At 38.4% G+C, this 15,033-nt stretch carries 15 protein-coding genes; all 15 read left to right on the top strand.

What is annotated here, in order from left to right; genetic code table 11:
* The first annotated feature begins 24 nt into the window (after positions 1-24).
* A complete protein-coding gene (locus ACIQLB_RS03170; protein WP_400720787.1) occupies positions 25-1,764 on the top strand; it encodes a 2-oxoacid:acceptor oxidoreductase subunit alpha in 1,740 nt (579 codons plus the stop codon).
* Positions 1,764-2,630: a 2-oxoacid:ferredoxin oxidoreductase subunit beta gene (locus ACIQLB_RS03165; protein ID WP_400720785.1), complete on the top strand. Its 867-nt coding sequence runs from the start codon at positions 1,764-1,766 to the stop codon at positions 2,628-2,630. Before ACIQLB_RS03170 ends, ACIQLB_RS03165 begins: the two co-directional genes overlap by 1 nt.
* Before the next feature lie 565 nt (positions 2,631-3,195).
* Complete coding sequence (locus tag ACIQLB_RS03160; protein ID WP_400720782.1) at positions 3,196-3,903, top strand: lantibiotic protection ABC transporter ATP-binding protein; 708 nt, start codon at positions 3,196-3,198, stop codon at positions 3,901-3,903.
* 1 nt (position 3,904) lies between these two features.
* A complete protein-coding gene (locus ACIQLB_RS03155; protein ID WP_400720779.1) occupies positions 3,905-4,633 on the top strand; it encodes a lantibiotic immunity ABC transporter MutE/EpiE family permease subunit in 729 nt (242 codons plus the stop codon).
* Between the two features lie 3 nt (positions 4,634-4,636).
* Entirely contained in the window at positions 4,637-5,392 is a 756-nt protein-coding gene (locus ACIQLB_RS03150) for a lantibiotic immunity ABC transporter MutG family permease subunit (protein ID WP_400720777.1), read from the top strand.
* 28 nt (positions 5,393-5,420) lie between these two features.
* Positions 5,421-6,083, top strand: a complete 663-nt coding sequence (locus ACIQLB_RS03145; protein WP_400720774.1) for a response regulator transcription factor — start codon at positions 5,421-5,423, stop codon at positions 6,081-6,083.
* On the top strand, positions 6,071-7,495 hold the full coding sequence (locus ACIQLB_RS03140; RefSeq protein ID WP_400720771.1) for a sensor histidine kinase: 1,425 nt from the start codon (positions 6,071-6,073) through the stop codon (positions 7,493-7,495). The genes ACIQLB_RS03145 and ACIQLB_RS03140 overlap by 13 nt, the downstream gene beginning before the upstream one ends.
* 169 nt (positions 7,496-7,664) lie before the next feature.
* A complete protein-coding gene (locus ACIQLB_RS03135) occupies positions 7,665-8,036 on the top strand; it encodes a 2-oxoglutarate ferredoxin oxidoreductase subunit beta (RefSeq protein ID WP_400720768.1) in 372 nt (123 codons plus the stop codon).
* A 249-nt stretch (positions 8,037-8,285) separates the two neighbouring features.
* Positions 8,286-9,374, top strand: a complete 1,089-nt coding sequence (locus ACIQLB_RS03130) for an ABC transporter substrate-binding protein (RefSeq protein ID WP_400720765.1) — start codon at positions 8,286-8,288, stop codon at positions 9,372-9,374.
* Positions 9,364-10,200, top strand: a complete 837-nt coding sequence (locus ACIQLB_RS03125) for an alkaline phosphatase family protein (protein WP_400720762.1) — start codon at positions 9,364-9,366, stop codon at positions 10,198-10,200. Before ACIQLB_RS03130 ends, ACIQLB_RS03125 begins: the two co-directional genes overlap by 11 nt.
* Before the next feature lie 398 nt (positions 10,201-10,598).
* The gene (locus ACIQLB_RS03120) at positions 10,599-11,441 is read left to right on the top strand and encodes an ABC transporter permease (RefSeq protein ID WP_400720759.1); all 843 of its coding nucleotides are present in this window, start codon (positions 10,599-10,601) and stop codon (positions 11,439-11,441) included.
* The gene (locus ACIQLB_RS03115) at positions 11,441-12,226 is read left to right on the top strand and encodes an ABC transporter permease (protein WP_400720756.1); all 786 of its coding nucleotides are present in this window, start codon (positions 11,441-11,443) and stop codon (positions 12,224-12,226) included. Before ACIQLB_RS03120 ends, ACIQLB_RS03115 begins: the two co-directional genes overlap by 1 nt.
* Positions 12,223-13,224, top strand: coding sequence for an ABC transporter ATP-binding protein (locus ACIQLB_RS03110; RefSeq protein WP_400720753.1), 1,002 nt, complete (start codon positions 12,223-12,225; stop codon positions 13,222-13,224). Before ACIQLB_RS03115 ends, ACIQLB_RS03110 begins: the two co-directional genes overlap by 4 nt.
* Positions 13,221-14,006, top strand: coding sequence for a DeoR/GlpR family DNA-binding transcription regulator (locus ACIQLB_RS03105; RefSeq protein WP_400720750.1), 786 nt, complete (start codon positions 13,221-13,223; stop codon positions 14,004-14,006). The genes ACIQLB_RS03110 and ACIQLB_RS03105 overlap by 4 nt, the downstream gene beginning before the upstream one ends.
* Complete coding sequence (locus tag ACIQLB_RS03100; RefSeq protein ID WP_400720747.1) at positions 14,003-15,010, top strand: histidinol phosphate phosphatase domain-containing protein; 1,008 nt, start codon at positions 14,003-14,005, stop codon at positions 15,008-15,010. Before ACIQLB_RS03105 ends, ACIQLB_RS03100 begins: the two co-directional genes overlap by 4 nt.
* Positions 15,011-15,033 lie beyond the last annotated feature (23 nt).

Below are 15,033 nucleotides of genomic sequence, written 5' to 3'. Positions count from 1 at the left end.
CATTGGATCTAAGGAGTTGTTGACATGTTACATCAGCTTTCATGGAAAGTCGGTGGGCAACAGGGTGAAGGGATTGAAAGTACAGGCGAAATTTTCTCAATGGCAATGAATCGTTTAGGTTACTTCCTATACGGTTATCGTCATTTCTCTTCTCGAATTAAAGGTGGCCATACGAATAATAAAATTACAGTTCGTCCAACAGAAGTACGTTCAATTGCGGATGATTTAGATATTTTAGTAGCGTTCGACCAAGAAACAATCGACGTCAATTATAAAGAACTAACAGAAAAAGGCGTTATTTTAGCGGATTCAAAATTTGATCCAGTGAAGCCAGAAGATTCAAAAGCGCCATTATTTGCGGTACCTTTTACAGAGGTAGCGGCAGAGCTTGGCACTTCGTTGATGAAAAATATGGTGGCAATCGGAGCAACTGCTTCATTGCTAAATTTAGAGGACGAAGTGTTCCAAAATGTTGTAGATGATATTTTTGGCAAAAAAGGTGAAGAAGTTGTTCAGAAAAATATGGAGGCCATTGCTCGTGGTCATGAATTAATGAATGAGCTTTTAGGCGATCGTGTAGGTGAATGGGCTTTAGCACCAGCAGATGGTAAACGCCGTATGTTCATGATAGGGAACGAGGCAGTAGCACTGGGTGCACTTGCAGCTGGGACACGCTTTATGGCAGCCTACCCAATTACACCAGCTTCTGAGATTATGGAATACCTTATTAAAAAATTACCGAAATTCGGTGGTACGGTTATTCAAACAGAAGACGAAATTGCTGCAGCAACAATGGCAATTGGGGCAAACTTTGGTGGTGTTCGTTCCTTTACAGCTTCTGCTGGTCCTGGTCTTTCATTAATGATGGAAGCACTTGGCCTTTCAGGTATGACAGAGCAGCCACTAGTTGTTGTTGATACACAACGTGGTGGTCCATCAACAGGGTTACCAACAAAACAAGAGCAATCAGATTTAATGGCGATGTTATATGGTACGCATGGTGAAATTCCAAAAGTAGTAATTGCACCTTCTACAATGGAGGAAGCATTCTTTGACACAATCCAAGCATTTAACATTGCAGAGGAATTACAATTACCAGTTATTTTAATGACGGACTTGCAATTATCTCTTGGTAAACAATCTGTAGAGCCATTCGATTACAATAAAATTGAAATTCGTCGCGGTAAAATTGTTACAGGCGACATTGAAGAAGCGGCTGATAAAGCATACTTCAAACGTTATGAAAATACGGAAGACGGTATTTCGCCGCGTGTGCTACCTGGTACGTTGAATGGTATTCACCATGTAACAGGGGTTGAGCACGATGAAACAGGTAAACCATCTGAAGCAACTGGTAACCGTCAAGTACAAATGGATAAACGTTTCCGTAAGCTAGAGGCATTGAAATTTGAAAGTCCAGTATATTCAAATGCGCCACACGAAGAAGCCGATATTTTATTAGTGGGCTTTAACTCAACACGTGGAGCAATTGAAGAAGTACAAGAACGATTGAATGCTCAAGGTATGAAGGTGAACCATGCACATATTCGTTTAATTCACCCATTCCCATCTGCTGAGGTGGCACCACTTGTAGCAAAAGCGAAAAAAGTAATCGTTGTAGAAAATAACTACACAGGTCAATTAGCAAATATTATGAAGATGAATATTGGTGGTCACGATAAAATCGAGACTATTACAAAATATAATGGTACACCATTCTTGCCAGGTGAATTAGAAAATCGTGTGAAGGAGTTGACTCGCTAATGGCAACATTTAAGGATTTTCGTAATACAGTGAAACCAAACTGGTGCCCAGGCTGTGGTGACTTCTCTGTACAAGCAGCGATTCAGCGCGCCGCGGCTAACGTTGGTATTGAACCAAACGAACTAGCTGTTATCTCAGGGATTGGCTGTTCTGGTCGTATTTCAGGTTACATTAATTCATACGGTTTCCACGGTATTCATGGTCGTGCATTACCGATTGCGCAAGGCTTAAAAATGGCTAACCGTGATTTAAACGTTATTGCTTCTGGCGGTGACGGGGATGGCTTTGCGATTGGTATGGGTCATACAATTCATTCTATCCGTCGAAATATTGACATCACGTACGTTGTTATGGATAACCAAATTTATGGTTTAACAAAAGGGCAAACATCTCCACGCTCTGCGGCAGGATTTATTACAAAATCTACGCCAGGTGGTGCGATTGAACCATCATTAAAACCATTAGAAGTGGCTTTAACAAGCGGAGCTACATTTGTAGCACAAGGTTTCTCAACAGATATTAAAGAGTTAACAGCTATAATTGAAGCGGGCATTAATCATAAAGGCTTCTCATTCATCAACGTATTCTCACCTTGTGTTACTTATAACAAAGTGAACACGTACGATTGGTTTAAAGAAAACATAACGAAGCTTGCTGATATTGAAGGCTATGATAATTCTGACCGTGGTATGGCAATGCGTACAGTGATGGAGCATGAAGGTTTAGTAACAGGTATTATTTATCAAGATACTGAAACAGCATCATATCAAGAAAAAGTACCAGGCTATTCAGAGCTACCATTAACGGATATTGATATTAAAATGAGTGAAAATGATTTTAATGATTTAGTGAAAGAATTTATGTAAATCAAATTTTATCTAGCATGATAAAAGCATTTGGAATTCCTCCAAATGCTTTTCGTGTTTTTTATAGACTGTTATGTTAATGAAACTAAAGATCTCATATTAAATAAAGTATGGTTCTTCGGCAAAACGAGGGGTTGATTTCCGTTCCGACTGAGCGCTTTCCTGGGGGCGTCCGATGAGCCGCTTCACTCGCGCTGCTCGCTCCAGGGTCTCATCTGTGACGCTAATCCCCAAGGAGTCGCTCAGTCTCCACTCCAATCAACCACTTCACGTCGCATGTATCTACTGGTCATTTGTAGTGTGAAAACGAAACTTCAGCAAGATGTTTTTGTGCAAAAGCAAAGCGGCTTCTACAGCAATAGAACAGCTGATGAAAATCACATCACTGTTATAAGCTACCTGTTCGATTACGGTGAGTGGCCATAGCGTTACTTTTGAAATAAAAAAATTATAAAAGAGCTACTTTATCATTGATTTTCATTCTCCACAAGAGATTTCGAAATCCTTATAAAATCCTTATAATCATTTTCTACACTATAATCATCGAAAGGAAGATGATTATCAGATGGAAGATATTATTTTACAAACAGAAAATCTTAGTAAAAGTTTTAAAGGACAAAAAATTGTAGAGGATCTGTCGTTAACGATACCTCGCAATACTGTTTATGGTTTGCTCGGACCAAATGGTGCGGGGAAATCTACAACGTTAAAAATGATAACAGGTATGCTGCGTCCGAATGCAGGAAAGATACTTTTTAATGGACGTGAATGGAATCGTAATGATTTAAATGACCTTGGTGTATTAATTGAAACACCACCGCTTTATGAAAATTTAACGGCAAGAGAAAATCTCAAGGTTCGAACGATTGCCCTCGGATTGCCACAGTCACGTATTGATGAAGTATTAAGAATCGTAGACTTGACCAATACAGGAAAAAAACGAGCAGGACAATTTTCCTTAGGGATGAAACAGCGTCTAGGAATTGCTATTGCTCTATTAAACTACCCAAAGCTTTTAATTCTTGATGAGCCGACAAATGGTCTCGATCCAATCGGCATTCAAGAGTTTCGAAAACTGATTCGATCTTTTCCAGAGCAAGGGATTACAGTCATTTTATCTAGCCACATCCTGTCAGAGGTAGAGCAGGTTGTTGATGAAATTGGCATCATTGCAGGAGGAAAATTAGGCTATCAGGGAGTTGCCCCACAAGGTCAGGAATTAGAATCATTATTTATGCAAGTAGTGTCTGCTAATAGAAAGGCAGGCATGTAACATGATTTCAATAATGAAGGCAGAAAGATTAAAATGGAAAAAGACTTTTATTCCTAAATTAGTTTGGCTAGCACCCATTGTGGCGATATTACTAACTGCAGTATTAATGGGAGGAAAGTTTTTCCAAAGTGGTGCTTATAACTTTTGGTATACAATGCTCCTACCAGGTGCTCTGACGATATGTTGTACATTAGTGGTGGAAAAAGATGCCAAATTGAAATATCATAGTATTCTCGCAATGCCGATTGACCTGAAGAAGATTTGGTTTGGCAAAATACTAGCATGTAGTGCCTGGTTGTTATTAACTACGCTTATTTTCTTTGTAAGTATAACTGCTAGTGGAATACTTTTTGGCACTAGCTATTCTTTAACAAGTAGTCTTACAGGTAGCTCTTTAATTTTCTTAACGTTATTATGGCAAATTCCATTTTGTCTATTTCTTGCGACAAAATTAGGAACTTATATGGCTATTTTAATTAATTTAGTTGGCAATATTTTTGGCGTGGTTGCATTTGCTGATGGAGAGTTTTGGTATAGCGTACCTTATGCCATTACAGCAAGATTAATTTGTCCAACACTAGGGATATTACCAAATGGTCTGCTAGTGCCTGAAGGAAGTCCATTATTGAGTATGTCGGTTATAGTTCCGGGCTTACTGATTGCTTTAGCTTGGTTTGCGTTAATTAGCTACTTTACTGCACGTTGTTTTCAGAAAAGGGAGGCAAAATAGTGTATGGTAATGTTAAGATTACTTAGAGCAGAGTTTCTTAAAATAAAAAGAACGCCATTTTTACTAATTCATCTCCTTGTACCTATTATTATTTCTGGGCTGTTTTTAGCATACTACACATATTCGCCATGGGATTTCAATGGGAAAGTATCAGCTTATTTTCAGGCTCTCGCATGTGGATTTCCAATTATAATTGGATTAGTTTGTGCAATGGCAGCGGAGCAAGAAGCAAATGCAGGACATTTTCAGGAGATGCTGACAGCTTCTAAAACAAAAATAGTGGCCTATTTAAGCAAGTTGCTACTGTTATTATTATTTAGTTTTGGAGCAATATTACTGTCCATCGGTATTTTTAGTGTTGGTTTTATTGAGCTTTTACATGAGGATACCTTTAGTTTTCAATTTTATTTCATAGCTGGATGTATTCTATTTGTAAGCTTTGCATTTTTATATATTTTACATTTTTTTGTTAGTCTTCATTTTGGTAAAGGCGCCTCAATCGGATTAGGTATTGTGGGATCACTAATAGTAGCCTTACTACTCACTGGACTAGGTGATGGTATTTGGTCATTTATACCTTATGGTTGGGGTGGTCACTTTGTTTCATTATGGGCAATGAAGGCGTCGGGGCTTGACCTATCAACGGTGGAAATAGGACTACAGGAAGGTATTATTGCTTCAGTTTGTGGAACATTGCTAGCATTATTCCTATCTTGTTTGTGGTTTTGGAAATGGGAAGGAAGAAAGTCTGATAATTAGGGTATGAAGAAATGATGAGGGTAGATATATGGCAAAAATATTAGCAGTAGATGATGAAAAAGGTATTTTAGTATTGATAAAAAACGCATTACTAAAAGACGAACATTTAGTAACGGCAGTCTCAGATGCGACAGAAGTCAGTAAAATGGATCTGGGTGCCTTCGATTTAATTTTATTGGATGTGATGATGCCCGAATTAGATGGGTTTACATTATGTGGCCAAATCCGTCATGCTGTAGATTGTCCTATCCTTTTTTTAACGGCTAAATCATTGGAGGAAGATCTAATGTATGGTCTAGGTCTTGGCGCTGATGATTATATTATTAAGCCTTTTGGCATTGGAGAGCTACGTGCGAGAGTGAACGCACATTTGAGACGCGAAAAAAGAGAGAGACGTAGTATTCTATTTGTAGATAACATTCACTTCAATCTATCTGGCAAAGAGCTGTTTGTAAATGAGGAGAAGGTAATGCTGACAAAAAGTGAATATGAAATATGCGAATTTCTAGCACGAAATCGAGGACAAGTGTTTTCTAAAGAAAAGATTTATGAAACGATTTTTGGTTTTGATGGGAAGAGTGATAGTACGGCTATTACTGAGCATATTAAAAATATTCGTTCAAAGCTACATGCCTTTCATGTTGACGCCATTGACACTGTTTGGGGGATCGGATATAAATGGAGACAATAAAGCCTAATAAAGGAACACGTTTACATACTTTTTTTCTTCGATATCTCTTTTTCCTATGTATAGGCACAATTTTATTAGTAGTACTACTGTTTAGTATATTTTTATTCACTTTTTCTGCCAATATCGTTTTGCCCGCAAATTATGCAGAAACTCAGATTTCATTATCAAAGGAACGCATTGCGTCTAGTAGTTCGATTACAGCTGATATTATTCCAGACCTTGTTGACTACGCTGTTTTTTCTAAAGATGGACAATTTCTTGCAGGGAATCTTTCAGAAAAGGAAGCTTTTAAGGCATGGAATGTAATGAAAAAAGGAGAAACTTCAAATGGTTCCCAATTTTACTCGTTTATAGAGCGAGAAAATGAGATTTGTATATTACGATATTATTTAGTACCTCAGTATCGTTCAGAAATTTTAAGAAAATATTTGCCTAATCCACAACTATTAGAATTTCTATTGTTTATTATAGGGATAGTATCTTATGCAACTGTCCTTGCTATCTACTTTGGTAGAAGTCTTAAGAAAAAAATGTTTGGCTTGCAGGAAGCGATTGAAAAAATACAAAATCAAAATTTGGATTTTAAGATTAACCATTCTGGAATTCGTGAAATAGATGAAATATCGATTTCTCTTGAACAGATGAAAGAGGCATTAAACAACTCGTTAAAACAGCAATGGGAATCAGAACAGACCCGTAGAGAACAAATTTCTGCTCTTGCCCACGATCTGAAAACACCTCTTACAATTATTCGAGGGAATGCAGAGCTTTTACAGGATACTGTTCAAGATGATATACAAAGAGAATATAATGACTATATTCTGAAAAATACAATGGAAATAGAAAAATTTACGAAAGAGCTAATCGATTTATCGAAAATGGAGAAAAATATCGTTCGTAAAAAAACGAATGTTAAAATGGATAAAGTTATGACGGAAGTAGAACATCAAATGAGAGCTCTTTCGATGGAAAAAAAGCTTCAAGTAGATGTCCAAAAGGAAATGCTACCTGCACTTATATTTATCGATGAAGAGCAGTTCTATCGAGCGATTTTAAATGTCATTGCAAATGCTGTAGAGCACACTCCTGAAAATGGAAAGGTGACATTAATTGTTCAAGATGCCGCTGATTTTATTCAATTTACCGTTATTGATAGCGGCAGTGGATTTTCTCCGAGAGATTTAAATGAGGCTACCAAACAATTTTATCGCGGAGATCCAAGCAGAAATGCAGGAAATCATCATGGGATGGGACTTTATATTGCCCAATCCATTGTTCAGAGTCATGGTGGCACACTGCTAATTGGCAATGATTTAACAGCTGGTGGAGGAAAAGTGACCATTACAATCCCAATCAAAGAAGCGCCCAGCCAGAACGGAAATCAACCCCACGCTATGATGACGAGCCTTTAACTAATAAAAATGGTTGGTTAACACACCTGATAAAATATCTTGAGAAAAGAATGATTATGGCAAATTTGCTAATATCATTCTTTTTGTTTTGGTAAATGGAAAAAATGGGGAGTGTGTTCGGGCAATAGTATTGTAAAAAATGCTACAATAAAAGAAAAAAGAAGAGGCGATGCACGTGGATAACGTCATTGATTTTATTGCAAAGAAAAGAGAACGTGAAGAAAGACAACGTGCCCAAGAATTAGAAAGGTATGTTGCGACACAATGTAATTTTCAGCAACCAGAAAATATTGATGCACTTGTTGACGGAAAAGTGATTGAGGTCAAGGAACATACGTTGTTTTTAGGTTTTCTCTCGATATTAAAAGATGAAAAAATCGATCCACTTGATATTTTTCAGGATGTATTTACATTAGAACCTGCTCGCTTTGAAATGTCCTACAATATGAGATGGTGGTCAGTTGTACAGCTTGCATTTACATTTTTAACAATTTTAAAGGAAAACGAGCCGCATACATATGCAGATTTTCTTGGTTTATAAAATTAATCTAGAGTGTGTGCACGTCTTGGAAAGCTACATAAACGTGCGCATACAGAACTAGATTCCTACTTATTCCTCAAAAACTTTTACAATCCCCCTTCAATTAATAATCGTTCATAGATTTTCATAATTCCTTAATAATTTTTACTGAATATTTTAACGTCCTCCATACTTGCTTAATGTTTGTTTTCTAACATAAGTGTTGTAAGGCAAATGAAAACAAACATAAACAAATGGAGGTTCCAACTCATGGCAATTCAAAAGTTGTGGAAGAAAGGTCTAATCGGAGCATTAGCAATTTCAATGTTGGCAGCTTGTTCTGACGGCTCATCTAGTTCGAATGAAGTGAAAAGTGATTTGACTCTTGAAGAGATCACGAAAAAAGCAAAAGAAGAAGGAACTGTAAATTCTGTCGGTATGCCAGATACATGGGCTAACTGGGTAGAGACTTGGGGAGATCTTGGTACTGAATATAGCCTCAAACATAAGGATACAGACATGTCGAGCGCTGAGGAGCTAGCAAAGTTTGAGGCAGAAAAGGATGATGCCACTGCGGATATAGGTGACGTCGGAATTGCTTTTGGGCCGATTGCCAAGGACAAAGGTTTAACATTACCATACAAAACATCTTATTGGGATGAAATACCTGACTGGGCAAAGGATGATGAAGGACATTGGATCGTGGGTTATACTGGAACCATTTCATTTTTAACTGATAAAAACAACGTCAAAAATGCCCCGAAATCTTGGGAGGACATTAAAAACGGAAATTACACTGTCAGCATTGGTGATGCTTTAACAGCGAATCAAGCACAGTTTGCTATTTTAGCAGCTGCTATGGCATTTGGTGGCGATGAATCGAATATTCAACCGGGAATAGACTTTTTTGCAGACTTAGCAAAACAAGGGCGTTTAAAAGGAGATCCAACGGTAGCTAATTTAGAAAAAGGCGAAATTGACGTAGCCATCCTATGGGATTTTAATTCACTTGGCTATCGACACCAAATTGATGAGAAACGTTTTGATGTCGTCATTCCATCAGAAGGCTCTGTAACATCAGGCTATGCAACGATCATTAATAAATACGCCAAAAATCCTCATGCAGCAATGCTTACTCGTGAATACATTTTATCAGATGCAGGGCAAGAAAATTTAGCGAAGGGTTATGCTCGTCCAATTCGTGACAAGGTTCAATTGTCTCAAGATGTTCAGAAGCTATTATTACCTGCGGAAATGTACAAAAATGCACAGCCAGTAAAAGACCAAAAGAAATGGGAAGAAACAACAAAACAAATTCCACAACTATATCAAGAGCAGGTATTAATTCATGGGAAATAATAAGGTTGTCTTAATTGTCGTAGATGCACTTCGCTTTGATACAGCCTGTACCCATATGGGATTTATGCACCATTTAGTTGAACGTAAGATTGCAGCACGCTACAAGGTTTGCTCAGAGGTCCCGTCACTATCAAGGCCTTTATATGAAACGATTTTAACGGGGACACCTCCCATTGTACATGGAGTAACGAGTAATAGGACAGTGCGTTTATCCACGCAAAATAGTCTATTTCATTTAGCAAAAGAAAACGGTCTTTCTACAGCAGCGGCTGCCTATTATTGGGTTAGTGAGCTATACAATCGTGCACCATTTGTGCATATGGAGGACAGGCTACAATTAGATACTCAATTGCCGATTGAGAATGGATTATTCTACTTTGAGGATCACTATCCAGACAGTCATTTATTTGCTGAGGCAGCTTGGCTTATGGATAATAAGCAACCGGACTTTTTATATATTCACCCGATGAATGTAGATGATGATGGTCATAAATTTACAGCTGACTCGGCACAATATCGAAATCGTGTTTTAGCAGTTGATGCTTTATTATCTTTATTTATCCCAAAATGCCTTGCGCAGGGCTATGAAGTTATCGTGACAGCTGATCATGGGATGACGAGTGATGGTAATCATGGAGGCACAACAGCTGAGGATCGCCATGTGCCCATGTTTGTTTTTTCGAATCACGTTAAAGCAGGCATTAAGGATGAGATTGTATCACAGTTACAAATTGCTCCGCTGTGCTGTCATTTATTGAATATCGAACCCTCTGATGAAATGGTTCCTCTGTTATTAGAGGGGATGCATACTCTAAAAAATGTTTAATTATCAATATTAACTCAGGCGTGTAATTGGCTCATCACTAAGGGTTGGGGATAACATTTTAAAACGTATACCATGTATTAGTTAATTGAAGTGGAGGCTGGGCGACTCCTTGGGGATTAGCGGTAGAGGAACGAAGGCTAAAACCATCACATCCTGTGATAACGCCTTCGTGACCAACATCGTGTTGGCCCAAGCGGCTCATCGGACGCCCCCAGGAAGCTCTGCGCGAAAGCGAAGCGTCAGCGGCAAATGTTTTATCTGTGCGAAAGCGTAGCGGCAGCAGGAAAGCGCCCAGGCGGAACGGAAATCAACCCTACGCTATGGTGATGAGTCTTCTAATTGATAAAAGTGATTAAATCAGCATTAATCTATATGGCCGCTATTAACTATAGAAAGAAGTGATTGTTTTGATTTCGAAGCGGCAAACAGTTGCCTGGCTTTCTCCTTTTCTAGTACTTGTCTTGTTATTTTTCTTAGTACCGTTACTGTATATGCTAATCACAAGCTTTCAAAATAGTGAGGGTTTTACACTTGCACAATATCAATCTGTACTAACGAATGATTACATTTTACAAGGCTTTACAAATAGTATTACTCTGTCTGTTATTTCGGCAGTCATTGCCTTAATCGTTACCTTATTTGCGGTTTATGCGATTATGAGATTTTCTGAGCCAGTGCGTGAAAAGATTTTAATTCTGACAAACTTAACATCAAATTTTTCAGGTATTCCGTTAGCATTTGCGTTTATCGTATTACTTGGTAATAGTGGGCTCTTTACATTGCTATTTGATAAATGGGGTATTGGCACATTATCGTCCTTTTCTCTCTATAGCTGGGGTGGTTTGTTACTGATTTATATTTATTTTCAGCTACCATTAGCATTAATGCTTTTATACCCAATTTATGATGGAATTCAGCAACAATGGAAGGAAGCTGCGGCACTACTTGGAGCTTCTACGTGGCAGTTTTGGATGAAGATTGGGATCCCTGTTATGCTACCTGGGATTGTTGGAACATTTAGCGTATTGTTTGCCAATGCAATGGGAGCGTATGCCTCTGCCTACGCACTAACTAGTAGTAATTACAATTTAGTGGCCATTCGTATTGGTTCTCTTATTAAGGGAGATATTTTTGCTCAACCAGAGCTGGCAAGTGCAATTGCAGTAATTCTAGCAGTAACGATGGTGACGGCGATGCTATTAAGTGAATGGAGCATTTCAAAAACAAGGAGGAAGTTATAGTGAAAAAAAGAGGCTTTGCAGATTTATTTTTCCTCCTGTTAGTGGTGTATTTAGCGTTGCCAGTTGTTGCAACAATGCTTTATGCTTTTGCGACGAATTGGAATAAAACCATTTTGCCAGAAGGATTAACATTTAAATGGCTTGCTACATTATTTCAGGATGTCGAATTTATACAGGCGTTTGGACGTTCTGTTTTGTTGTCGGGTGGAGCTGTAATGATCGCATTGCTCGTTATCGTACCAGCCATATTCGTAATCGTGTTGTATTTTCCAAAATACGAAAAATGGATTCAGATGGCTGTTGTGATGGTGTATTCATTTCCAGGAATTATTTTAGCAGTCGGACTCATTCGTGTTTACAGTAAATTTGGTGTGCCGATGATTTTAGTAGTTTTAGGGGCATATGTTATCGGTATTCTACCATACATTTACCAAGGGACACGCAATAGTTTACGAAATGTCGATGCACGGCAGCTTTTAGATGCAGCGCAATTACTGGGAGCATCAAAATTGCAGGCATTTACTAAAATATTATTACCTACTGTTTACCCAGGCTTATTTGCAGGTGCATTATTATCGTTTTCCGTGCTTTTTGGAGAGTTTGTACTGATTAATCTTGTGGTCGGTTCTCGCTTTGAAACAGTGCAAATTTATTTAATGAAGAAGCTTAGTACAAGTGGACATATTGCCAGTGCAGTTGTCTTTATTTATATCGTTCTTATGGGCTTATTAACGTTTGCTATTGCAACATTAACGAAACGATCGAAAGGTGCTACAAATCTATGAGCTATATTGTGATTGAAGGACTTCATAAAAAGTATGGATTAACGACAGTTTTATCAAATATAGATATGAAGATTGAAAAAGGTGAATTTATAACTCTTTTAGGTCCAAGTGGCTGTGGTAAGAGTACCATTTTACGTATTTTAGCAGGCTTAACAGATGCATCTGCAGGAAAAATTATCATTGAAGGTAAGGATATGATTGGTGTTCAATCAAAGGATCGTCAGGTTGGTATGGTGTTTCAATCATATGCACTATTCCCAAATATGACGGTGAAAGAAAATGTAGCCTTTGGTTTACGCATGCAAAAAGTAAATACTGCTGAAGTGGACCAACGTGTTCAAGAAATGCTTGCGATCGTGCATTTAAGTGAAAAAGCCAACTCATATCCGAAAGAATTATCTGGCGGTCAGCAGCAACGTGTTGCCCTTGCTCGTGCTTTAATTGTACGTCCAAAGGTATTGCTGTTAGATGAGCCGCTCAGTGCGCTCGATGCCCAAATTCGTAAGAAACTACAAGCGGATTTACGAGACATCCAACAAAAGCTAGGTATCACGATGATTTTAGTTACGCATGATCAAGAGGAAGCGATGGCTGTTTCTGACAGAATATTTGTTATGAATAATGGGATGATTGCACAAAGTGGAACACCTACTGAGATTTATACAAGCCCTGAAAGTGAATTTATCGCTAATTTTATCGGACATTACAATGTTTTTACGCGTCAAGCTCTAGAGAAAATGATTGGCGAGACATTGCCAAAACAATACTCAAAATTTGCGATTCGACCAGAAGCCATTCATCTCGATCAGAGACGGGGGGATGTTTGTATTACTGGAGAGGCGAAGCAGTCACTAATGAGCGGCAATGTTATTCGAACAACGTTAGAGGGAGAAGGTCTCTTTACGATGGAGCAGCTACACCAACGAGGGCATTCGTTTGAGCTGGGTAAGAAATATATGTGTTATGTAGCGAAAGAAGATGTGATTGCATTATCATGACCTATGCAAAAATTGAACGTTTCGAATTTATTTTAAAACAGTTAGAGGTTGATGGGAAAATTGTTGTTGCCCATATTGCGGAAGAGTTACAAGTGGCACCAGAAACGATTCGTAGAGATTTTGATGAGCTAGAACAACAGCATTTATTAACGAGAGTACACGGAGGAGCTGTAAAGTATACGCACGTTAGAAATGAACCAGCATTTTTGCGGAAGCTTCAAATGCAAAAAGAGGCTAAACGCAATATAGCTCGTTTAGCAGCTAGACGTATATGTGACGGGGATACAATTGCGGTTGATACAGGCACAACGACGGTGCATATTGCAGATTTTTTATTGGCAGTCAATGATATAACTGTCGTAACCAATTCGATCGCTGCAGCTGTACAATTTAATTTGGCTATAGAAGAGCGGCGGATGACGGGGAAGGTCATATTACTTGGAGGAACGACAAATCCAAGGCAATCCTCAATAACAGGAGCAATGACGTTGGAATTATTAGGGAATATGAATTTTGATAAAGCATTTATATCGTGTGGTGGTATAAGTGAAGGTATCGTATACGATTATGATTTGGATGAATCGTTAATTTCTAAAAAAATGCGTGACCGTAGCAAGGTGAACTTTTTATTAGCGGATGCATCTAAAATAAACGGTACGTCCTTTTATCAAATATGTCACATAGAAGAGTGCTCAGAAATTCTTTGTGATATAGCTTGCCCATTGGAGTGGCAAGCGTATGAGGAAAAGTGGACAGTATGCAATGGAGGGAAATGCGGATGATTGATTATCATGTACATTTAGAGGAGGGCCCATACTCATTTCGTTGGCTAGAGCGTACTTCTCAGGCAATTAGACTTTTTAATGAAGATGAAGGAACAGCAAAAGGTTCTAAAGCATTTATAGAGTTGCAAATGCAGCAATTATCAAAGCGATTACAGAATGGCTGTTATAGTGAGGAATGGTTAGATTTATATTTACAACAGGCAAAGCAGCTCGGTTTGCGCGAGGTTGGAATTGTGGACCATCTCTATCGTTTCAAGGAGACGCGAGCATATTTTGAGCGTTATATGCAGTTAGATGACAGTGAAGTTGGTAGAGCTCAGCGTTACTGGCTTGATTGTGTGATGACGGATAGCATGGATGATTTTGTGTTAGCTATTAATCGAGCAAAGGAAAAGTGGAGTCGTCATGGTATCTCCTTAAAGCTAGGCATCGAGGCGGATTATTTTATCGGTGGTGAGGAAGAATTAGCATCATTACTAGAAGGGTATTCGTGGGATTATGTCATCGGATCTGTCCATTTTGTGGAAGGCTGGGGTTTCGATAACCCTCAAACACAATATATTTTTGAGGATATGGACGACGCAGCTTTACAGGAAAACTTTGCACGATTTTTTACTACGGTAGAAAAAATGATCCTCTCGAATATGTTTGATTTTGTGGCACATTTGGACAACTTTAAAGTGTTTGACTATCAAGTGAAGGACACGGCTTTTCTTGACTCTTGGTATGAAAGAATTGCAAAGGCACTCGTGACCACACAAACTGCCACTGAAATAAATGCTGGTTTATATTATCGCTATCCAGTAAAGGAAATGTGCCCTGGCCCCCGTTTCTTGCAAATTTTAATTGCACATGGTGTAGCCTTTACAGTTTCCTCAGATGCGCATTTCCCAGATGATTTAGGCAAATACACATTAGCGAATACAGAGTTATTAAAAAGCTATGGCGTTCAAACAATTATTGGGTTTGATCAACGCAAAAAACAATATATAGAACTATAATAAATGTCGCCGTTGATGGATGT

The organism is Lysinibacillus sp. NPDC092081 (assembly GCF_044755845.1).
GTDB lineage: Bacteria > Bacillota > Bacilli > Bacillales_A > Planococcaceae > Lysinibacillus.
Note: the sequence above shows the minus strand (reverse complement) of the source record. Positions and strands in the feature narration are given on the sequence as shown.